The organism is Jiangella sp. DSM 45060 (assembly GCF_900105175.1).
In the GTDB taxonomy this organism is placed as follows: domain Bacteria; phylum Actinomycetota; class Actinomycetes; order Jiangellales; family Jiangellaceae; genus Jiangella.
The window spans coordinates 6,839,504-6,859,251 of the sequence record NZ_LT629771.1; the positions used below are offsets into that span (position 1 = coordinate 6,839,504).

Sequence of the window (19,748 nt, forward strand, 5' to 3'; positions counted from 1 at the left end):
GCGTGGCCGCTCGCCGGCCCGCGTCCGGGCATGCGGCCTGGCGGCCGGTCCCTCCCGATCGCCGGTGGCGGCCACACGCACGGGCACGACCCTTGGCTAGACAACCGGAACAGTCACCGACCGCCGTCCCCCTCTACGCGGCCAGTCTCCGGCCTCCACTCCGCGCGTCAAGGGCGCTTCTCGTCACTACGTGACCGGCTTTCGCCGACCCTTGACCCGCTCCGCTCCGACCTACGATCGGCGGCTACGAGGACGACGGCTCAGCCCGGAAACGCCTAGGATCTTGGCTCATGACGGATGTAGTTGACGTCGATGATGAAGATACCTGGCCAGAACCTGTCCGGGAGTTCGTCAGGCGCCACGCGAAGACCTTCGGCGCGGATGAGGAGGATACGGGGGACCTAGAAGACTACGGTTTTGCTGCGGGCAACTACCTTAGAGGGCGCCTACTCAAGGCGTATCACTGCACCCGGCTCCTTGATCACGAGAAGGCAGACATCCAACAGGACGGCCTTCGAAAGCTCGACTCCGCCATGATTGAGAAGAGGCTGGCCAAAGCAAGGGCGTGCGGACAGTTGACGCAGGAACGAGAGATTGGCCTCTTCGACGGATACAACGACCACGATCAACAGTTCCGAAATGACCAGGTTTCCGCAGTAGTTGGCCGTCGAGCGTTCGACGACCAGCCAGAGGGATTTTGGCGACTTCTGAGCACCTGGGGTGGCGAGGCCATCTACCACTGGTATGACGATCACACGCCAGAACAACACTACCTTCGTAGCCTAGGGACACCAAGCATTGTCGTCGTACACCTCGACCTCAACCTACGCGGTTCGAAGGACCACTTCTTCAGTCCCGCCCTAGGCCGAACATTCCTGCGAGCACACCTCAAGCGAGACAACGCCCACTGTGCGGTGAGCTACGCGTGCTCCATCCCAAGCGAACACATCATCGAGATCCAACAACCTGGTGACCCGGCGTATGACGCTCACCCTCACCTGCCGTCGAAATAGCCGACAATATGACGAGCAGGCAAAGGAGGCACGGTCCGCCATACCGCCCGGCCAGAGGCGAGGTTGTGCCCCGCATGACCCCAGGCGGTTCGACGACATTATCCCCGGGTTGAGCATCGGGCGTCCGCTGGTCGAAAATGCCCCACCCCCTGCGCCCTGCCTCTCCGAGCGCGTGCCCGCGAGTTCGGTGTCAGGCCCTCCGACTAGGGTCGGCACATGCAAGCCGAGCTGAAAGAGACACTCCTCCTCCAGGAGGAATGGACAGCCGACAACACAGAGGCGATGCAGCGGCGCGGTGTCCTCGTTCGGCAGGTGATCCCTCAGTGGCTTCGACAACAGCTCAATGAACCGACCTCCACAGCCGTCATGAGTGACCTCGCCGTGGAGGGACGTGATGGCACCGGCAGGAAGACTGAGATCCCCTGGACTCGTGTCTACTCAGCGCGCCGGTCACCCTCCGCAACCCAGGGCTGGTACATCGTCTATCTTTTCAGCGCGTTCGGAGATCGGGTCTACATCTCCTTGAACCAGGGGACGACAAGGTGGGAAGGCGGCGAGTTCCGCCCGCGTGCTGGCGAGGAGCTTGCCGCCCGCGTCTCCTGGGCGCGGAGTGTCCTCGGCATCACCTGGGCCAATGAACTGGCCTTGGATATTTCACTGGAGGCTCGGCGGTCCAACCTGGGTCATCAGTACGAGCTCGGCAACGTGGTGGCTATTGAGTATCCGCTCAACAGCATCCCGGACGATGCCGCCCTGGCCTCTGACCTGTGGCGCATGATCGACTGGCTCGGGCGGATCTACGAGGCTGAGGAGACCTCACTGACGATTCCGGGTGAGCCGGCGGCCGAGATCGCGGACGCCCTCGTCGCGATACGTCAGGCCGCAGGCTCGGCTCGCAAGACCGGGCAGGGTTTCCGCGCCTGAACACCGCTGAGAAGCTCGCGATTGAGAAGCATGCCGTTCAGGTTGTCACGAAGCACTACGAGGATCTCGGTTACAGCGTCGATGATGTCGGAACCAGGCAGCCGTTCGATCTCGATGTGAAGCGAGGAGACATCGATCTAAGTGTGGAGGTCAAGGGCACCACATCCGTCGGTGCCGAGGTCATCCTGACCAGCGGCGAAGTGAATCACCACCGCGAGCGGTTCCCGAACAACTCCCTGGCCATCGTCCACTCGATCGAGCTCAACAGGTCTGATGAGGCCCCCATGGCCACCGGGGGCGAGCTGCACATCGTCAGCCCGTGGGAAGTCGAGGACTCCGACCTCATCCCACTGGCCTTCAAGTACCAGACCGGGCTGACCTGAGACGGTGCACGAGCGATATGACGACCGCGCTTAGGTGATTACACAGCGTGAAGACGGATGGGCTTGTTGAGTGCGTCGGCCAGATGAGCGAGGTCGCCGGGATCGCTGGTCACGGCCAGGTCGCCGCGTGACAGGGCGGAGATGACGACCGTGGCATCTACAACGTCGCTCGTCCCGGCCGCCGCGCAGGCTTGGCCGGCTTCGCGGGCGAGCTGTTCGGTCATCGGCTCGATCTTGCAGCCACGCAGCAAACGCGAGAGCTGGTGCTGCGGGCCACCGCGCCACGCCTGCGCCAGGACGGCAGCGGGGACGACAGGGCGGATCTCGTGGCGTAGCGCATCACGGTGCAAGGCCCAGATGTCGACTCGGTTCGCTTCCGCCGCCACCAACGCGCCGGTGTCGTAAGTGATGCCCATCAGTCGGTGATGACGCCCTCGCGGACCAGCACGTCGTGCGCCTTGCGTGCCTCGTCGGCGGGGATCGGTCCGTGCTCGGCCTCGAACTCCTCAACGGCAAGCAGGCCATCGAGGACGGCGGCTCGTTCCGCCGGCATGATGGCGGCCAGGCGCTCCCCGTGGTCGGTCAGGTAGATGACCTCCCCGGTGGACGTGGCTCGGCTGATCACCTCACTGAGGTGATCCTTCGCGTCCTGCACCGGCATCTCGGACATAGTCCCAGCGTACGGCAGAAGCTCAGCAGACACAGCAGTCCTCACTCTCGGTCGAGACGACGCACGCTCCGGAAGGATCGTGCATCGTCGCAGCTCGTACAGGGACACGGCTGGTCCCGTCGCGCCATCAGTGGATACGACGGGACCAGCCGGCGCATCGTCAGAGGTCGTCGCGGCCAGCTCGTCGATGGATACGGTCAACGGCCTCGCGGATCGCCTCGTGGAGTAGTTCGGCCTCACGGGTCCCGAGGCGGACCACGGTGCTGCGGCCGTGACGCGGCACGGTCGTCAGCTCTACCCCGGTCGTCGAGCTATGCGGGCGGACCACGTTGACCCCGAGGACCCAGCGTCCCGAGTCGGCCGGGATCGACCCCAGGTAGTGCCGGTGCACGGTGTGGGCGCCGGCCTCGTCGCACCACTTCACCGAGCAGTTCTCTCGTTCGCCGGCGGTCATGACGCGTTCTCCGTCTCCGCACGCTGGACCTTGCGAAGATCACGGACAACGGACTCCAGCTCGCGCAGCGTCAACCCGGCATCCGACAGCACGCCGGCGACGCGGTCGACCACCTGACGGTGGGCCTGGCGGGTGAGTTCGTAGCCGTCCTGCGGGTAGAGCACCCCCGGCTTCATCAGCTCCAGACCGCCGACACGCTCGACCATGCGATTGAGCTGTTCGACGATCTCGGCGTCGGTCGCTCCGGGTAGGTACCGCTCTCGGACGTTGGCGAGCAGCTTCGGCGTCCACATCGCCTGCTGCGCCACATCGGCGATGCGCACCAAGTCGGCGGCAAGCCGGCGGGCCTCCTTCGGCAGCAGGTCGAACTGCGCGTACATCTCGGTCTCGAACGGCTTGATCTCCACATCGATGTGGGCATCGCCGTGCAGGATGTGAGCGACCATCTCACCGACGCCCTCCTCGACGAAGGGGGCGCGGGTGATGATCTCTCGGGTATCGGGTTCGGGTAGCTTGACCACGGGTCTCTCCCTGGTTGAGTCAGGTTGGGATCAAGTCCCCGGTCCGGTGTTAGCGCACCGGCCGGGGGCGTCTAGGGATGAGGTCGATCAGCGACCGCGGCGGTCCGCGCGCCCTGGCCAGACGAGTCGCAGGAGTCAGCAGAAAGTCAGCACGTCCGCCGACGAGCACTCGACAAGTACGGCAACGGGCGACAGGACCGACCGGCCCGACCAGCCGCGATGAGCAACCGACGACAGCGGGCGACAAGACCCACCCGCGTTCGGGACGAAGAGGTCGCAGGTTCAAATCCTGTCACCCCGACCATGTGATGTCTCAGGACATCCCGGACAGCCGGACCTACGAAGTTGTAGGTCCGGTTTCTGTGTTTTGGCTTGAGGGCCGGGTGGGCGTCCTGTGCCCTGGTAGTCCTTGTTGGGGTCGAGGGCGAGTGCGCAGGATCTCGCCGGTGGTGGCGTTGGTGATGCGGATGTCGAGGTCTTGGATCAGGAGCAAGACGTAGGTTCCTGGTGTGGGTTCGTCCGACTCCGATGTGGTGGAGTTTGCCGTCGTTGCGCAGTGTGATGGTGCCGGCTTTGTCGACGCGGTCTTGGCGGACTCGTCCGTGGGTCGTGCTGGCGCTGCCAGGGCGGCCTTGGGGCGTGCGGCGTAGGCGGTGGCTGGGGTTCGAGGGGTTACGGCACGTTCCACGGCATCATGCCGGGCAACCCGGTTCACCGGGTGCGGTGGCCCGCCGCCGAGCTGCTGAAGGGCAACGTATCGGGCGGAGAGTGGAAGGACGGCGACGCCTGGCGACCGGCGGCGGACCTCAACGGCGCACCGCCGAGCGAAGCGGCCTTCACCTCCCGAACGTGTCCGAGGACGAGTCGACCTACTATCCGCGGTTCGTCAAGATCCACTACGCCTGACTGAACCGTCCGCCACCCAACGCGTGAAGGTGGCGGCGGGTCGCCAGAGGGACCTTCTCGACGTCGCTCGTGGGTGAGTGTTGAGACGCTCTGGAAGCCTGGCCGGCACGGATGGAAGCGGGCCGACGGCGAACGGCACCGGCGGCGAGGTCAACATCGAGCAGCGCGGCTACCGCCGCTACGTCGCGCGCACCCGATTCCGCGGACGGGCGATCAGGTGGCTCGATCAGATCGGTAGTCGCCGTCGTCGTCGATCGCGTGCAGCAGCGTCTGGAGGTCGGATCTGAGTCGCTCCACGAGCGTCGGGCTGGTCAGCTCGGCCCAGGATGCCTCGACGAGCTCACCGGTGGACATGGCGAGCGGTCGCGCCTGCTCGCCACGATCAGTCAGCATGACCAAGCGGGATCGGGCGTCGTGGGGGTTCGGCTCCGTGCGGATGTAGCCGTCGCGTTCGAGCTGGGTCACCATCTCCGCCATCGTCTGCTTGCGGACTCCTACCAGTGTGGCCAGCCGTCCGACTGCGATCCCGTCGTTGGGGACGAACGGGAGGACCTTGGCCCGTCCCCCGGAGAGGTCGAGGAACCCTGCTGCCACGAGGGCGGCGTCGACAGCACTGCCGTAGGAGTCGTGGAGGAGTCGCAGCATGCGCGAGATGCGCGGCTTGGAGCCACCGGCGTCGGCGATATTGACAGGCACCTGTCTAACCTTCTATCGTTGGTCAGGTCCCTGTCAGTCTAGGTGTTGGAGCCTTGATGGCCAACGTCGAAATCCTCGATACGCACGTCCATTACGAGTCGTCCGGCGTCGGCGTACCGGTGGTGTTCCTACACGGTAATCCGACCTCGTCCCACCTCTGGCGCAACGTCCTCCCGGCGCTCGGCGAAGGCATCCGTGCCCTCGCGCCGGACCTGGTGGGCATGGGGCAGTCAGGGAAGCCGACCATCGACTACACCTTCGACGATCACACCCGCTATCTCGACGCCTGGATCGAGGCGATGCACCTCGAAGACCTCGTCCTGGTCGGCCACGACTGGGGCGGTGCGCTCGCGTTGGACTGGGCCGCCCGGCACCCGGATCGGATTCGCGGCATCGTGTTCTTCGAGACGATCGTGCGGCCGATGAGCTGGCAAGACCTGCCGAAGTCCGCGCAACCGGTGTTCAAGATGCTGAGAACCCCCGGGGCCGGCGAGCAGGCAGTGGTCCAGGAGAATCTCTTCATCGAGCAAGCACTACCCGGCACGATCGCCAATCTCAGCGACCACGATCATCAGGTCTACCGGGCGCCCTACCCGACACCGAAGTCCCGCCAACCGCTGCTGCAATGGCCCCGTTCGATGCCCATCGAGGGCGAACCGGCAGAGGTGGTGGCCCGGGTCGAGGCCTACGACGAGTGGCTCGCCTCATCCGCGGAGATCCCCAAACTCATGCCCGTCTTCCGCGACGGGCCCGGCTTGATGGGGCCGGCCGTCCAGGACTGGGTCGTCTCGACCGCCGTCAACCTCGAGCTGGCCGACTGCGGCGTCGCCGGACATCACGCTCCCGAAGATCAGCCCGAGGCCATTGCGCGGGCCATCGACGGCTGGCTACGACGGCACGACCTCGTACGCCCCCAGTCCGAACGGGCGTCGAAATGAGGGCCATCCGGCAGCACCGCTACGGAGGACCAGAGGTCCTGGTTCTGGAGCACCTGCCCGACCCCCACCCTTCGCCGGGGCAGGTGCGCATCCGGGTGACCGCGGCCGGAGTGCACCTGCTCGACGTGCAGATTCGCAAGGGGCTCGGCCCACCGCGCACGCGTATGCCACTGCCGATGACGCCGGGACGCGAGGTGGCCGGGATCGTCGATGGCGTCGGTTCCGAGCAGCACGCGTCATGGCTCGGGAAGTTCGTGGTGGCCGACCTCGGGGTCGGCAGCGGCGGCTACGCCGAGCTGGCCGTCGCCAAGGTGGACAGGCTGCACGAACCCCCGGAGAACCTGGACCCGGCAGAGGCGGTCGCTGCGATCGGCACCGGACGCACGGTTCAGGCGATCCTCGAACTGGCCCACCTCACACCAGCAGACACGGTGCTGGTCACCGGCGCGAGTGGCGGCGTCGGCAGCACCTTGGTCAATGTCGCGAAGGGTGCTGGCGCACAGGTCGTTGGCCTGGCCACCGGCGAAGACAAGCGGCTGGCCGTATCCGCACTCGGGGCGGTCGCCATCGACTCCGGGACATCCGACTGGGCGACGGCGGCTCGCGCGTCCCTCGGCGACGGCGCCACTGTCGTCCTCGACGGTGTGGGTGGTGAGCTGGGCGCGGAGGCCATGTCGATGCTGAGCGTCGGCGGCCGCTTGGTCATGTTCGGGACGGCTTCCGGCGCTCCCATCCCGTTCGATGCCGACACCATCTACCGGCTGGGGATCACCGTCACGGCAGCGGCCGGCGCACGGCTGCTCGCCCGGCCGGGTGGGCTGCGTGATCTCGAGGACCGATCACTCTCGGCTCTCATCAGCCGAACCGTGGTCCCACCCGTGGGGCACCGAGTCCGACTGGAGAACGCAACACAAGCCCACCAGATCCTGGAGCAGCGCAGATCGCTGGGGAAGGTCGTCCTCACACCGTGATCGGCGGGCAGCGTCCGTTTCGCCGAGTTCGTCACCGACGGACTCCTCGGCGAGTACAACAGCCCGGAGGATCTGACGGCGCAGGTGCGTACCGCGATCGAGCAGCACGACATCACCGTGCATGGGTGGGGCACGGCTGGAACGCCGGCACCAGCAGCGCTACCCACTGGCGGCGATCGACGTCGTGGGCGACAACTGGACCCGGGAACTCCAGCACGTCGACCAGCATGAGCGCGACCGCACCTGATCGCACCTACGGCATACGCCATCGCACGCAGATCGCTGGAAACGAGTGCTCCACGGGGCCACGCCAGCTCCAACCACCCGCTTGACCTGAGGCAGCTGCGCAGCATACGCGTCCGAGTTCGACTGCCAGCCGCAGCTTCGCGGCGTTACAGCAGGTCAGAACCAGTAGTGCTGCTTCTGGTAGGCCGCGCTCTCAAGGCGTTGGCGCTGCGATGCGGGGTGGTTGTGCGTGGATGTCCGGTGGCCGGGTGACGGTGCCGGATCGGGGCGGGCTTGCGGCGAGGTAGGCGGGGCGGGTGTGGTGGTCCGTTCGAGGCGTGTCGGTGGTGGCCTCGTGCAGTGGTGCGTCGGTTTCCGGCCGAGGTTCGCGTTGTCGGGCGGTCTGGATGGTGCGGTAGGCCTCGATGACGTCGCGGATTCGGGTGGCGGCGGACGGCGCCGGCGTGGCTCGGGTGTCGGGATGGGCGTCGCGGACGAGTCGGCGGTAGGCGCTGGTGACGTCGTCTGCCGCGGCTGATGGTGCCAGCCCGAGGACGCCGTAGGCGTGGGTGAGGTCCTCAGCTGTGATCGTGGTCATGCGTGCTCCGGATGCGCCGGGTCGTGCGGGTGGTGTCGGGTGCGGTCGTCGCGGTCGACCTGATGGGCCGTGGCGCCACGAGGCGCGTGCGGCCGGCCACGGGGAGGATCGGTCGCTGGCTCGATCGGCATGCGTCGTCGTCGACGACCGCCCCGACGTCATGGGGTGTCTAGGTGGGCAGCGTGGGTGGCTCGCCCCTCCCTTTGTTGGTCAGGGGCTCCGCCCGGGAGTTTGCCCGGGTGACGGAGCCCGAGGGCTGACGGCCGGCTCCCGGGCGGAGGCCGTGGCCGCGGGCCGGGATGTCGCCGCCGCGGGGTGACGCTACGGTGCGGGACCGGGCCGGGGCGCGGTGCACGCGACCCTGCCTGCCGGGTGGGTGCCGCGGCGGTGCCGACTGCGCCGGGGGAGTCGTCGCCGGCGCCGTCGCCGAGGCTGGCGTGGACGAGCGCGTCGAACTGCGCGCGCAGCCACGCGTGCTCGGCGTAGACGATGGCGGCGAACTCGCTGTCCCAGTCGCGTGTCAACGGCAGCGTCATGGTGGGTCACTCCCGGCTGACCGCCGACCCCGGATCCACGGGGTCAGGCGTTGATCTGCTTGCGGTCCTGTGTGGCGTCGATCGCGATCTTGCGGGGCTTCGCGGCCTCGCTGATCGGAATGCGCAGTGTCAGGACTCCGGCGTCGTAACTGGCCTGGATGTGCTCGGCGTCGAGGGTGTCGCCCAGGAACAGCTGCCGGGAGAACACGCCCAGCGGACGTTCCGAGACCTGCATCTCGACCTCGTCGGCCCGGTGTGGCCGACGTTCGGCCTTGATCGTGAGGACGTTGCGCTCGACGTCGAGGTCGATCGAGTCCGGTGACACGCCGGGCAGGTCGAACTCGACCACGAACTCCTCACCCGAGCGGTAGGCGTCCATCGGCATGACCGCCGGACGGGACCACGTCCCGGGCGAGGCGGCGCCGAACACCTGCTGGGCCAGCCGGTCGAATTCACGGAACGGATCAGTGCGCATCAACATACGTCAACACCTCCCGAAGCTCTCGACTGCGGATGTCAACGCGCAGAACTCACGATAGTGTGTCGTCACAACGATGACAAGTCATGTCGTCGTCGAATTGACGACCGGAGGTGGGGAGTGGACGACGCATCCGTCGACGCGGCGATCGCCGGGCTCGTGGCCCGGCTCGCCGACCTGAGCCGGACCGTCGAGTCCGGCGCCGACAGCGCGCAGCTGCTCGGCGCGCTCGAAGTCCTCCGCGAGATCCGCGAGCGGGTCGCCGGCATCGAGGCCCCCTTGATCGCCGCCGCCCGCGACGCCGGCGCCAGCTGGGCACAACTGGCCCCCGCGCTCGGCGTCACCAGCCGCCAGGCCGCCGAGCGACGCTTCCTGCGCCTCGACCCCACCCCGGGCGGCACCACCGTCGAGGGTCGCGTGCGCGCCGTGCGAGGCAGGCGCGCCGGCCAACGCGCGGTGACCGCGTGGGCGCGCTCCAACGCCGCCGAACTACGCCGCGTCGCCGGCCAGGTCAGCACCACCAGCGGCCTCACCGACGCCGCACAGAACCACGCCGACGAACTCGGCGACGCCCTCGGCGGCGACGACCCCGCGACCCTCCTACCACTCCTGGAGACCGCCAGCGAGCACGTCCGCGACAGCCACCCAGACCTCGCCGACCACATCGACACCCTCACCACCGCCGCCCAGGACCGACGCGACGCCGCCACCGCCGACCACCACGACCGCTGATCCCGCCGACGACGGGGATGCCGACATCCCGCACTGACGTTCGCACACGGCGAGCTCGTCGCAGGAAGCCTGTGCGAGGCCGCCGCGCAGGCCGTCAACCGTGTTCTCCACCATCCACACGGCACCCTGGTCCGGTGCGTACTGGCTGTACAAGTCGGCGGAGTCTGCGTCCGTGAGGGAGGACGACCTCCCAGCCGGTGAACTGGAGCGGTGTCCCGGCCGGCAGCGGGTTCGTCGACGGTGCCGGCTCCGGCGGCATCGGTGCCACCAGCGGCGAAACGGTCGCGCCAGGTACCTCGCGTCCGGTTTCCTTCGTCGGGACGAAGAGGCCGCAGGTTCAAACCCTGCCACCCCGACACAGGTCAGACGTATGTTGATCACTTGTCTCATGATGTGGCCATGCTCTGTGGGAGTTCTTTGGGCTGATCTCGCCCGCAAGCGCCGCGAGCTCCTCTCCTGGGTGATGCCCGATTCGGGCCACTCATCGGGATGAATCGTCGACCCGGCGCATGGGAGGAGCAGCATGGTCTGGTGAGCGATCTGCGGGTGCGGCTGATGGATGTTCTCGCGGCGCTGTCGCTGGCAACCGATCTGGGAATGGGGCAGCCACCGGAGACGGCGCTGCGCTGTTGCGTGCTCGCGACCCGGCTCGCCCAGACCATGGACCTGGCGGACGGCACTGTGCGCGATGTCTGCCTGGGCACTCTGGTGCGGCACCTGGGCTGTACCGCGACAGCGGCGGTCGAGGCCCGTTCACACGGCGGTGACGAGTTGGTGTCGCGGGTGGCGGCCCAGCGGGCCGACTTCGGCGATCGGCGGGAGATGCTGGCGTTGACGCTGGCGATCGGGCGGGGTGCGGGAGCACGCCGGCCGTCGCTGATCGCCCGAGCTGTTCTCGGTGACCTCCGGTACGGCCGTCAGCTCCTCGGGACGATCTGCGACGCCGCGTCGCTCCTGGCCGCCCGGATGGGGCTGGGGATCGGTGTGCGCTCCTGCCTGGAGCAGCAGTTCGAGCGGTGGGACGGAAAGGGGCCACGTGCACTCGCCGGGGATGAGATCAGTCTCCCGGCCAGGGTGAGCGAGGTGGCCACGCAGGCCGTGCTGTGGTCGGCGGCCGAAGGGCCGGGTGGCGCCCTGGCGATGGTGGGGCGGAGAGCTGGTGGCTGGTTCGACCCGGCGATCGCCGCGGTCTTCGGCCGGGTGGGGCTCGACCTGATGCACCAGCTGGGAGCAGGAGATCCATGGCAGCTGCTGCTGGCCGTGGAGCCTGCGCCGGTCGCCTACGTCGGCGAGCAGGATCTGGACGGGCTGGCGCGGTGCTTTGCCGACATGGTGGACCTGAAGTCGACGTTCACGCTGGGTCACTCCACAGAGGTCTCCCTGCTCGCGGAGGGCACTGCGCGGCTGATGGGCCTCGACCGACGGGAGACCGTGGCGTTGCGTCGCGCGGCGCTGCTGCACGACGTGGGGCTGGTCGGTGTCTCCAGCGGGATCTGGGAGAAGCCCGGGCCGTTCACACGCGGCGAGCGGGAGCAGATGCAGTTGCACCCGTACTACACCGAGCGGATCCTGGCCTGCTCGCCTGTGCTCGAGCCGCTCGGGCGGATCGCGGGCCTGCACCATGAACGGCTCGACGGCAGCGGTTATCACCACGGGCTGACGGCGCCGGCGATCAGCACGCCAGCCCGGATCCTGGCCGCCGCAGACGCCTTCCAGACAGCGACCCAGTCGCGCCCGCACCGCCCGGCCCGCACACGCGAGCGGGCTACCGAGAGCCTGGCCGCAGCGGCCGCCGAGGGCCGCCTCGATGCCGACTGCGTGTCGGCCCTCGTCGAGGCGTCCGGACAGCCCCGGCCACGGCTACGCCGGACCTGGCCGGCCGGCCTGAGCGACCGGGAGATCGAGGTACTGCGGCTGCTGGCCGCTGGTCTGGCGAATCGGGAGATCGCGGCGCGCCTCGGCATCTCACGGCGTACTGCCGAGCACCACGTCCAGCACGTCTACGGCAAGATCGGCTACTCGACCCGCGCCGCGGCGGCGCTGTTCGCGATGCAACACGACCTCCTGCGCCCGTGACGTCCAGGGCCCGGACGAAGTCGCGGATGAATCCACCGACCAGTGTGGCTCGGTGTGATGGGCGGAGTGGCGTGCCCTTCGAGCAGCCGGACCGGTCACCGCTCGCGCCGCCGCCGCGACGGTCCACGCCATGGTCGCGACGTCGGGTCCCAGCTCGCCGACCCGGGAGGCGGAGATCGGGGGTCCTGCGCCGCCGGTCATGACCGTGCTCTCGTCCGGGCGCGCGCGAAGTCGATCAGGCTGGCGATGTACTGCTCGGAGTGCGTGACGTACGGAACGTGTCCGGCGCCGACATACGTCCGGCGCAGCGGGTGGGGGAGCACCTGTTCCAGCCGGTCGAGCACCGGACCGAAGAGCGGCGGACTCTGGTCACCCGACGTGAGGAGCACCGGGCCGGCGAATCGGGCGAGCGCGGCTTCATCGATCGTGGCAGCCTCCGGGTCGCGGCCCTCGTCAAGGAACGTCGGCGCGTTGTGCACCATCGTCTCGCGCATGCTCACGGGCAACTCTGGCCAGCAGCCCGCACCAAGCGCCACCTCCTCGACGAACAGCTCGGCCGCGCCGGCGTTGTCTCCCAACTCGATGCGCCGCAGGACCTCGGCCAGCGGCCCGTTCGCAGCCTCGGCGAATGCGGCACGCCCAGCGGTGCCCTCGTGGACGAGCGACCACATCGGGGGCTCGTGGACCACGATGCCCCGCAGAAGTTCCGGGCGTGCGGCGGCGAGTTTGAGGGTGATGACCGCGCCCGCTGAGTTCCCGACCACCCAGGCCGGCGCGAGCCGAAGGTGCTCGATCAGCTCCGCCAGATCGTCCACGTCCTCGGCGAAACTCCCTTGCCCCGGCGGCCGTTCACTCTCACTGTGCCCGCGCCGATCGTAGGCCACCACCTGGAAGTGCCCCGCTAGGCCCGGGATCACGGGGTCCCAATTGTGGCGCGACCCCCACGACCCGTGCACCAATACCAGTGGTTCGCCCGGACCCGCCGTCGATGCGTAGCTGATCCGGACTCCGTTGATGACCGCCGACGCCGATCGTGCGACCCCGGTGACCTCGCCCTTGGCGTTCATGGTCCCGCTCCTTCGGCTCCACGTCCCGAGATTCCGTCTCACCAGCGTCGCCGACCGCGGGTTCGGCACGCATCGGCAGACCTACCCATCGGGAGGGGGCTCCGACCTCGCGGTGCAGATCGGTCGGACGGCAGTGCAGACCGGGTCACCGTCGACGTCGAGGTGCGCAACGACAGCGTGACGATCGGGGCGCACCGCGGTTGGATCAGCAGCGCGTCAGGCTACCTCGGCGCGCACCACAGGGATGACGTCGTGGGCCAGCCGACGGGCTTGGTCGGCCTGGCCGGGACCGGTGAGGGAAAGGCTCAGCGTGGTGAAGCCGAGCTCGGCGAAGCCGGTGAGCCGCTTGGCGACCTCCGCAGCGGAGCCGGCGACCACGCCCGGCTCCGCGCTGGCAGGCTCACCGAGGTGGACCTCCAGGTGATACGCACACGTGACGTCCTCCGGGTCGCGGCCCGCCTCCTCGGCCGCCCGGCGGACGCGCGCCCGCATCACTGCGGCCCGCTCGGGTGGGGCGAACCCGTGCGACGGGATCCAGCCGTCGGCCAGCCGCCCGGTGACGGCCAGTGCCTGGTCGCCGAAGGTGCCGAGCCAGATCGGGATGGCCGGCTCCGGCCGGGGCGCGATGTTTGCCCGCTCGGTGTGGTGGAGCCGGCCTTCGTAGCTGAAGTCCGGCTCCGACCACAGGCCGCGGATGATGTCGATGGCCTCGACCAGTCCGCGGACCTTCTCTCCCGGTGTCGGCACCCGGAGGCCGAACGCGCGGAACTCATCGTCGGAGTACCCGCCGCCGAGGCCGAGGATCAGCCGGCCGCCGGAGAGCCGGTGGAACGTCTCGGCCATCTTCGCCACCAGCGCGGGCGGCCGGTAGGGCACGCCGAGCACGCGGGTGGCGATCCGGATTCGCGAGGTCGCCGCGGCGATCCACGACAGCACCGTCCACGCCTCGAAGTTCGGCACCACCCCGCACGGATGGTCGGAGACGGAGATGAAGTCGAAGCCGAGCCCTTCGGCCAGGACACCGTCACGGACCGGGTCCGCACCAGGCTGGGCCGAGGGCGACACGGCGAGCCCGAACTGTAGTTCCATCATGACCTTTCCGATGTAGCCGGTGCCGGACTGCGTCCTGGCACCGTGAGGCGGGGAAGGAGGACGTGGACGATCGGGCCGATGCTGACGGCGTACAGGACGGTTCCGGCTCCGACGGTGCCACCGAGCAGCCAGCCTGCGGCCAGCACCGCCACCTCGATCGACGTGCGCGCGACCCGGATCGAGTGTCCGCGCCCGGCCAGCCCGGTCATCAGCCCGTCACGCGGCCCGGGGCCGAGCCCGGCGCCGACGTACAACGCCGTCGCCAGCCCGTTGCCGACGATGCCGACGGCCAGGAAGGCCGCTCGGGCGGCGAGGTGCTCGGGCTCGGGCAGGACTGCCACCGCGGCGTCCGCGGTCAATCCGACCAGGACGACGTTGCTGACCGTCCCGATGCCCGGCCGGACGCGCAGCGGGATCCACAGCAGCAACACGACGATGCTCACGCCGATGACGACCCAGCCGAAGCGCAGCCCGGACCGCTCGGCCAGGCCCTGGTGGAAGACGTCCCACGGGCTCAGGCCCAAGCCGGCCTCGAGCATGAGCGCGATGCTGACACCGAACAGCATCAGACCGACGTAGAGATCGACCAACCGTGTGCGCACGGCTACAGGATGACCGACACGACGATGCAGTAGTAGTTCACATTTCTTCGTCCGGTCGTAAGCTGAGCTTATGCTCGATGTCCATCGGCTCCGGCTGCTGCGAGAGCTGGCGTATCGCGACACGATCGCGGCGGTGGCCCAGGCACTCTCGTACACGCCGTCGGCCGTGTCGCAGCAGTTGGCCATCCTCGAGCGTGAAGCCGGCGTATCGCTGCTGGAACGGTCCGGCCGGCGGGTGCAGCTGACCCCGATCGCTCGCCGGCTGGTCACGCACACCGAGGCGATCCTGGACCAGCTCGAACGCGCGGAGTCCTCGATCGCCGCGACGAAGGCACAGTTGACCGACGTGCTGAGGATCGGCGCATTTCCATCCGCCGCCCGGGCGATCCTGCCGCCGGCGCTGGCCATCCTCGGGCACGACCATCCCGGCCTGGAGTTCACCGTCGTCGAAGCCGACCCGGTCGTCGCCGCCGACCTGACCCGGACCGGCGAGCTGGACGTCGCTCTGACACACGACTACGACCACGTGCCGCAGCCGGACCATCCCGCGCTGACCTCGACCGTCGTGCTGTCCGAGTCGCTGTTCCTCGCCGCGACGCAGCCGCCCGACCCGTCCGGCAACCCGGTCGCGTCTTTCCGCGGTGCCGCCTGGGTGCTGGGCAGCCCGGGCACGCTGTGCCGGCTCGCCGTCGAGCGGATCTGTCAGGCCGCCGGGTTCACGCCCCAGGTGCGGCACCGGATCGACGACTTCCCCACTGCGCTCGCGCTGGTCGCAGCCGGCCAGGGGGTCGCCATCGTGCCCAGGCTGGCCACCGTCGATCCGCCGGCCGGCCTGACGTTCACCGAGCTGCCCGAGCAGCGCCGGGTCGCGCTCACGCACCGCCGCGGCGGCGAACAGCGCCCGGCGCTGGCCGCTCTGCACACTGTGGTCACCAGGGCCGTTGCGGATCTCGCCTGACGCGGCGCCTGTGGGCCGACATGGGCCAGGACGGGTGTGGCCGGCTCGGGCTGGGTCGCGACGACCTCAGAGATCCTTGGAGATGGCGGCCGCGGTCTGTTTGAGCGGCTCGACGAAACCGCGGAGCCGGCTGATCTTGCCGCGGGCGGTGGGCACGCTGATGGCGATGCTGGCCACGGCGCGGCCGGCGCCGTCGCGGATCGGGACGGCGATGGCTCGCAGCGCCTGGTCGCTCTCGCCGCGATTGAGGGCGTAGCCGAGCCTGCGGATCTCCTCGAACTCCTCGACCAGATCCGGGAGGGCGTGGATGGTCTGGTCGGTGACCGTCGGCAGGTCGGCGCTGAGGAGACGTTCCAGCTCCTTGCGCGGCATCTCGGCCAGGAGCACCTTCCCGCCGGAGGTGGCATGCGCCGGTAGCAGCGTGCCCGTCCGGATGGTCACCCGGATCAGCTGCTGACTCTCGACACCGTCGATGAACCGTGCCCCGGCCCCCTGGAGGACCAACAGGTGCACCGTCTCGTCCAGCCGGGCGGCGAGTCGAGCCATGTGGTGATGTGCGGATCGGCGAATGTCGAGATCGCCCAGGGCGGCGAGGCCGATCTCGACCAGCACCCGGCCCAGTCGGTAGTCCTTGGTGACGCGATCGCGCTCGACGAAACCCTCGTCCACCAGCGTCGTGAGCAGTCGATGGCTGGTGGACGTGCTGATTCCCAGCTCCCTGCTCGCCTCGGTGACCCGCAGGTGTCCGCGTTCGGCGAGTAGTTGCACCAGCCGGACGGCGTTGACGACGGAGGTCAGCGTTTCCCGCATGACGGGAAATCGTAGCAGCTTTGCCCGCATGCCGGAAACACGTCGGTAACGTGAGCGGCACGCTGGACGAGACGAGCTGGGAGGACGCGTGAGAACCGTTTCCATAGTCGGCGGCGGCATCGGGGGACTGGTGCTGGCGCTGGAGTTGGAGCGGCACGGCATCCGGAGCCGGATCTACGAGGCCGCACCTCGCCTGCAGGCACTGGGCGTCGGGATCAACGTGCTGCCGCACGCCTCCGCGGTCCTGGCCGGGCTCGGACTCGAGGAGCAGCTCACGGACAGGGCGGTGCTGACTCGCGAGGCAGCCTTCTTCAACCGTTTCGGTCAGCACATCTTCACCGAGCCGGCCGGCAGGTGGGCGGGGCACGAGCACCCGCAGTACTCCATCCACCGCGGCGACCTGCACTCCGTCCTGGTGGACGCGGTACGGCGCCGTTGCGGGGACGACGCCATCGTGACGAACAGGCGCCTCGAGCGCGTCCGAGAGGTCGGCGACCGCGTCGAGCTCCACTTCATCGACGACAACGGTGACCCGCTCGACCCGGTCGTCGCCGAGTCCGTCGTGGGCTGCGACGGGATCCACTCGGTGATCCGCAGGACGCTGCATCCGGACGAAGGACCCGCGCGCTACTCCGGGGTGATGATGTGGCGGGGCGTGGCCGCCCACCCGCGCTTCCTGAGCGGCGCCACGATGGTCCGCGCCGGCTGGCTCCAGCCCGGCAAGCTGGTCACCTACCCCATCCGCAACGGCCTGCCCGGCGGCCTTCAACTCGTCAACTGGGTCGCCGAGATCGAGATGCCTCGGCGGGGCGAGCGAGACTGGCAACGCCGGGGCCGGCTGACGGACTTCGCCGACCGGTTCGCCGACTGGCGCTTCGACTGGCTCGACGTTCCGGAGCTCCTCGGGCGCTCCGAGCAGATCCTCGAGTACCCGATGGTCGACCAGGACCCGCTCCCGTTCTGGAGCCGGGGACGGCTGACCCTCCTCGGTGACGCCGCTCATCCGATGGTGCCGCGAGGCTCCAACGGCGCCGGTCAGGCCATCCTCGACGCGGCCGCCCTCGCCAGGATCCTGGCCCGGGCGGACGACCCGGCGCAGGCCTTCGCCGCCTACGAGGACGAACGGCTGCAGGTGACCGCGGCGGTGGTGCGCATGAACCGCGCCGAACCGCCCGACGCCATCCTGCGGACCGTCTACGAGCGCAGCGGCGACGCGCCTGTGCGCGCGATGTCTGAGATCGTCACGGAGGCGGAAGCACAAGCCATCACGGGTCGCTACCTCAAGGTCGCGACGACCCGACATCCCGCTCCGGACACGTCCGCCTCCCTGTCCGGTGCCGGTGCGCGCGAGCGGAACGAGGAGTCACGATGAGAACTACGGCCGGAACGGAACTCGGCAGCGCGATCGTCGCCGATCGCGAGCTCGGCGGCACGCCGGTCACCCGGCAGGTGCTCGACATCCTGGTCGCCTGGGGCGTCGCGCGGGTCTACTGCTGCCCCGGCAGCACCGAGGCCGCCATGCTGGACGCCTTCGTCGGCCGGGACGACATCGAGCTCGTCCTCGTCAGCCACGAGTCGACGGCCATCGCGGCCGCCGACGCCGAGGCACGGCTCAGCGGCGGGCCCGCCGTCGTGTATGTGCACACCAACGTCGGCCTCGCCAATGTGCTGGCCCATCTGTCCGCCGCGCGGATCGCCTACGCACCGGTGCTCATCCTGAACGGGCTCAAGCCGTCGGTGCTCGCGGGCCGTGACGGGTTCACCACGCTGCCCCATCCCGACCTGGGGCTTCGTGACCTGGTCAAGTGGGACCGGGTACCCGCCACGCCCGACTCCCTGCCGGCCGACCTGGAGCGGGCCCTGAGCATCGCCACCGCCGAGCCGGCCGGGCCGGTCTGGCTGGGCCTGCCCCAAGAGCTGCTGGAGACGACCGACGCCGTCGATCCGCGCTACCCGCGTCCGCTGCCGGGACCGCGCCGGAGCCGTCCGTCGCGGGCGGAGCTGCGCGGCGTGGCGGACGTGCTCACCGCGGCGACCCGCGTCGTCCTCGTCTCGGGCGGGGAGGTCGCCCGTCACGGCGCGAGCGATCTCATGGTCACCCTGGCCGAGCGGCTCGACGCGACGGTGCTCCATGAGGACCGCCGCGGGTTCGAGCGCTCCAGCTATCCCACGCAGCACCCCGCCTTCCAGGGCAGCTATGACGTGCGCCATCCTGCGGTCGCGAACGCCGACCTGGTCGTCTTCGCCGGATGCCAGGTCTTCCGGGAGTTCGACGTCAACGGCGCTCCGGCGTTGCCCACCACGGCGACGGTGGTCCACGTCCACGTCGACCCGAGCCGCATCGGCCGGCTGCATCAGGTCGACCACGCCCTGGTCGGGCACACCGGTGAGGTGGTGCGGGACCTCCTCGACGCGCTCGGCCCGCGGCCGGCCACGACACCGGCTCGGGCGCCGACGCCGGCGAGTGGCGCCGGCCCTTCGCTGAGCCCGCACGGCTCACCCGCGCACCACGGTCTCGCCGGCTGGGTGAGCTCCGTGGCCGAAGCCCTCACCGGCGAGGAGAACTACGTCGTCGACGCGACGACGGCCGGCCCGGCCCTGCTCGGAGCCCTTCCCCAGACCCGGCCCGACCAGGTCCTGACCACCTCCTCCGGCTCGCTCGGGTGGGGTCTGGGCGCGGCGATCGGCGTCGCGCTGGCGCAGCCGGAGCGCCGGGTTCTGGCATTCCTGGGCGACGGCGTCTTCCAGTTCGGGCTGGCCGCGTTGTGGACGGCGCAGCGGTATCGAGCCCAGGTCACCTTCGTGGTCCTGAACAACGAGGCGTTCGCGGCGGTGGGCCTCGCTCTCGGGCGGTTCGGGGGCGAGGCGGTACGTCGCGGCGACTGGCTGGGCACGGACCTGAGTGGGCCGCACCTCGCCCAGATCGCGGGCGGGTTCGGGCTGCCCAGCGAACGGGTCCTGACGCCGGACGGGGTGGCGGCCGCGATCGAACGCGGCTCGCGCTCGCGTGGGCCGTCACTGGTGGAACTGATGACCTCGGCAAGGGAGGAATGATGCTGGGCAGGCTGCGGGAGCCCTCCACCGGTCCCTTCTCGAGC

22 protein-coding genes are annotated in these 19,748 nt (G+C 69.2%); 11 read left to right on the top strand and 11 right to left on the bottom strand.

Annotated elements, in window-relative coordinates; all coding sequences use genetic code 11:
- The first annotated feature begins 290 nt into the window (after window positions 1–290).
- The 3 genes from BLU82_RS34550 to BLU82_RS34555 all read left to right on the top strand — a co-directional run bounded on the left by BLU82_RS34550 (window position 291) and on the right by BLU82_RS34555 (window position 2,320).
- Window positions 291–1,013, top strand: a complete 723-nt coding sequence (locus BLU82_RS34550; RefSeq protein WP_157741376.1) for a hypothetical protein — start codon at window positions 291–293, stop codon at window positions 1,011–1,013.
- A gap of 216 nt (window positions 1,014–1,229) precedes the next feature.
- The gene (locus tag BLU82_RS30900) at window positions 1,230–1,937 is read left to right on the top strand and encodes an MrcB family domain-containing protein (protein WP_092624670.1); all 708 of its coding nucleotides are present in this window, start codon (window positions 1,230–1,232) and stop codon (window positions 1,935–1,937) included.
- 20 nt (window positions 1,938–1,957) lie between these two features.
- Window positions 1,958–2,320, top strand: coding sequence for a protein NO VEIN domain-containing protein (locus tag BLU82_RS34555; RefSeq protein WP_231947861.1), 363 nt, complete (start codon window positions 1,958–1,960; stop codon window positions 2,318–2,320).
- Window positions 2,321–2,358: 38 nt separating this feature from the next.
- Here BLU82_RS34555 and BLU82_RS30910 read toward each other — a convergent pair whose 3' ends face one another.
- The 5 genes from BLU82_RS30910 to BLU82_RS30930 all read right to left on the bottom strand — a co-directional run bounded on the left by BLU82_RS30910 (window position 2,359) and on the right by BLU82_RS30930 (window position 5,567).
- Window positions 2,359–2,736, bottom strand: coding sequence for a PIN domain-containing protein (locus BLU82_RS30910; RefSeq protein WP_197682584.1), 378 nt, complete (start codon window positions 2,734–2,736; stop codon window positions 2,359–2,361).
- Window positions 2,736–2,981, bottom strand: coding sequence for a type II toxin-antitoxin system prevent-host-death family antitoxin (locus tag BLU82_RS30915; RefSeq protein ID WP_157741377.1), 246 nt, complete (start codon window positions 2,979–2,981; stop codon window positions 2,736–2,738). Before BLU82_RS30915 ends, BLU82_RS30910 begins: the two co-directional genes overlap by 1 nt.
- 169 nt (window positions 2,982–3,150) lie before the next feature.
- A complete protein-coding gene (locus BLU82_RS30920) occupies window positions 3,151–3,444 on the bottom strand; it encodes a hypothetical protein (protein WP_157741378.1) in 294 nt (97 codons plus the stop codon).
- Complete coding sequence (locus tag BLU82_RS30925; protein WP_092624674.1) at window positions 3,441–3,965, bottom strand: hypothetical protein; 525 nt, start codon at window positions 3,963–3,965, stop codon at window positions 3,441–3,443. Before BLU82_RS30925 ends, BLU82_RS30920 begins: the two co-directional genes overlap by 4 nt.
- A 1,119-nt stretch (window positions 3,966–5,084) precedes the next feature.
- On the bottom strand, window positions 5,085–5,567 hold the full coding sequence (locus BLU82_RS30930) for a MarR family winged helix-turn-helix transcriptional regulator (protein WP_197682585.1): 483 nt from the start codon (window positions 5,565–5,567) through the stop codon (window positions 5,085–5,087).
- A gap of 56 nt (window positions 5,568–5,623) precedes the next feature.
- Here BLU82_RS30930 and BLU82_RS30935 point away from each other — a divergent pair, with 56 nt between their 5' ends.
- The 3 genes from BLU82_RS30935 (at window position 5,624) to BLU82_RS36070 (ending at window position 7,723) form a co-directional block, all read left to right on the top strand.
- A complete protein-coding gene (locus tag BLU82_RS30935; RefSeq protein WP_092624675.1) occupies window positions 5,624–6,505 on the top strand; it encodes a haloalkane dehalogenase in 882 nt (293 codons plus the stop codon).
- Entirely contained in the window at window positions 6,502–7,476 is a 975-nt protein-coding gene (locus BLU82_RS30940; RefSeq protein WP_092624676.1) for a zinc-binding dehydrogenase, read from the top strand. Before BLU82_RS30935 ends, BLU82_RS30940 begins: the two co-directional genes overlap by 4 nt.
- Before the next feature lie 121 nt (window positions 7,477–7,597).
- Window positions 7,598–7,723 (top strand): hypothetical protein, encoded by a 126-nt coding sequence (locus BLU82_RS36070; RefSeq protein ID WP_255367093.1) that lies wholly within the window; start codon window positions 7,598–7,600, stop codon window positions 7,721–7,723.
- 192 nt (window positions 7,724–7,915) lie between these two features.
- On the opposite strand, the gene BLU82_RS30945 is transcribed toward BLU82_RS36070, so the two are convergent.
- Entirely contained in the window at window positions 7,916–8,299 is a 384-nt protein-coding gene (locus BLU82_RS30945; protein WP_092624677.1) for a DnaJ domain-containing protein, read from the bottom strand.
- Between the two features lie 579 nt (window positions 8,300–8,878).
- Window positions 8,879–9,316 (bottom strand): Hsp20/alpha crystallin family protein, encoded by a 438-nt coding sequence (locus tag BLU82_RS30950; protein WP_092624678.1) that lies wholly within the window; start codon window positions 9,314–9,316, stop codon window positions 8,879–8,881.
- A 117-nt stretch (window positions 9,317–9,433) separates the two neighbouring features.
- Between BLU82_RS30950 and BLU82_RS30955 the strand changes: the two genes are divergently transcribed.
- Together BLU82_RS30955 and BLU82_RS30960 are read left to right on the top strand one after the other, a co-directional pair.
- On the top strand, window positions 9,434–10,045 hold the full coding sequence (locus BLU82_RS30955; protein WP_092624679.1) for a hypothetical protein: 612 nt from the start codon (window positions 9,434–9,436) through the stop codon (window positions 10,043–10,045).
- A gap of 531 nt (window positions 10,046–10,576) precedes the next feature.
- Window positions 10,577–12,121 (top strand): HD domain-containing phosphohydrolase, encoded by a 1,545-nt coding sequence (locus BLU82_RS30960; protein ID WP_092624680.1) that lies wholly within the window; start codon window positions 10,577–10,579, stop codon window positions 12,119–12,121.
- Between the two features lie 197 nt (window positions 12,122–12,318).
- Here BLU82_RS30960 and BLU82_RS30965 read toward each other — a convergent pair whose 3' ends face one another.
- The 3 genes from BLU82_RS30965 to BLU82_RS30975 form a co-directional block, all read right to left on the bottom strand.
- Complete coding sequence (locus BLU82_RS30965; RefSeq protein WP_092624681.1) at window positions 12,319–13,188, bottom strand: alpha/beta fold hydrolase; 870 nt, start codon at window positions 13,186–13,188, stop codon at window positions 12,319–12,321.
- Between the two features lie 216 nt (window positions 13,189–13,404).
- Window positions 13,405–14,280, bottom strand: a complete 876-nt coding sequence (locus BLU82_RS30970) for an LLM class flavin-dependent oxidoreductase (RefSeq protein WP_092624682.1) — start codon at window positions 14,278–14,280, stop codon at window positions 13,405–13,407.
- The gene (locus tag BLU82_RS30975) at window positions 14,277–14,846 is read right to left on the bottom strand and encodes a hypothetical protein (RefSeq protein WP_197683140.1); all 570 of its coding nucleotides are present in this window, start codon (window positions 14,844–14,846) and stop codon (window positions 14,277–14,279) included. The genes BLU82_RS30970 and BLU82_RS30975 overlap by 4 nt, the downstream gene beginning before the upstream one ends.
- Before the next feature lie 106 nt (window positions 14,847–14,952).
- On the opposite strand from BLU82_RS30975, the gene BLU82_RS30980 reads away from it, so the two are divergent.
- Complete coding sequence (locus BLU82_RS30980) at window positions 14,953–15,840, top strand: LysR family transcriptional regulator (protein WP_092624683.1); 888 nt, start codon at window positions 14,953–14,955, stop codon at window positions 15,838–15,840.
- 66 nt (window positions 15,841–15,906) lie between these two features.
- Here BLU82_RS30980 and BLU82_RS34560 read toward each other — a convergent pair whose 3' ends face one another.
- On the bottom strand, window positions 15,907–16,650 hold the full coding sequence (locus BLU82_RS34560) for an IclR family transcriptional regulator (protein ID WP_172885738.1): 744 nt from the start codon (window positions 16,648–16,650) through the stop codon (window positions 15,907–15,909).
- 88 nt (window positions 16,651–16,738) lie between these two features.
- Here BLU82_RS34560 and BLU82_RS30995 point away from each other — a divergent pair, with 88 nt between their 5' ends.
- A complete protein-coding gene (locus tag BLU82_RS30995) occupies window positions 16,739–18,022 on the top strand; it encodes an FAD-dependent monooxygenase (protein WP_092624684.1) in 1,284 nt (427 codons plus the stop codon).
- Complete coding sequence (locus BLU82_RS31000; protein WP_092624685.1) at window positions 18,019–19,704, top strand: thiamine pyrophosphate-binding protein; 1,686 nt, start codon at window positions 18,019–18,021, stop codon at window positions 19,702–19,704. Before BLU82_RS30995 ends, BLU82_RS31000 begins: the two co-directional genes overlap by 4 nt.
- The last annotated feature ends 44 nt before the right edge of the window (window positions 19,705–19,748 follow it).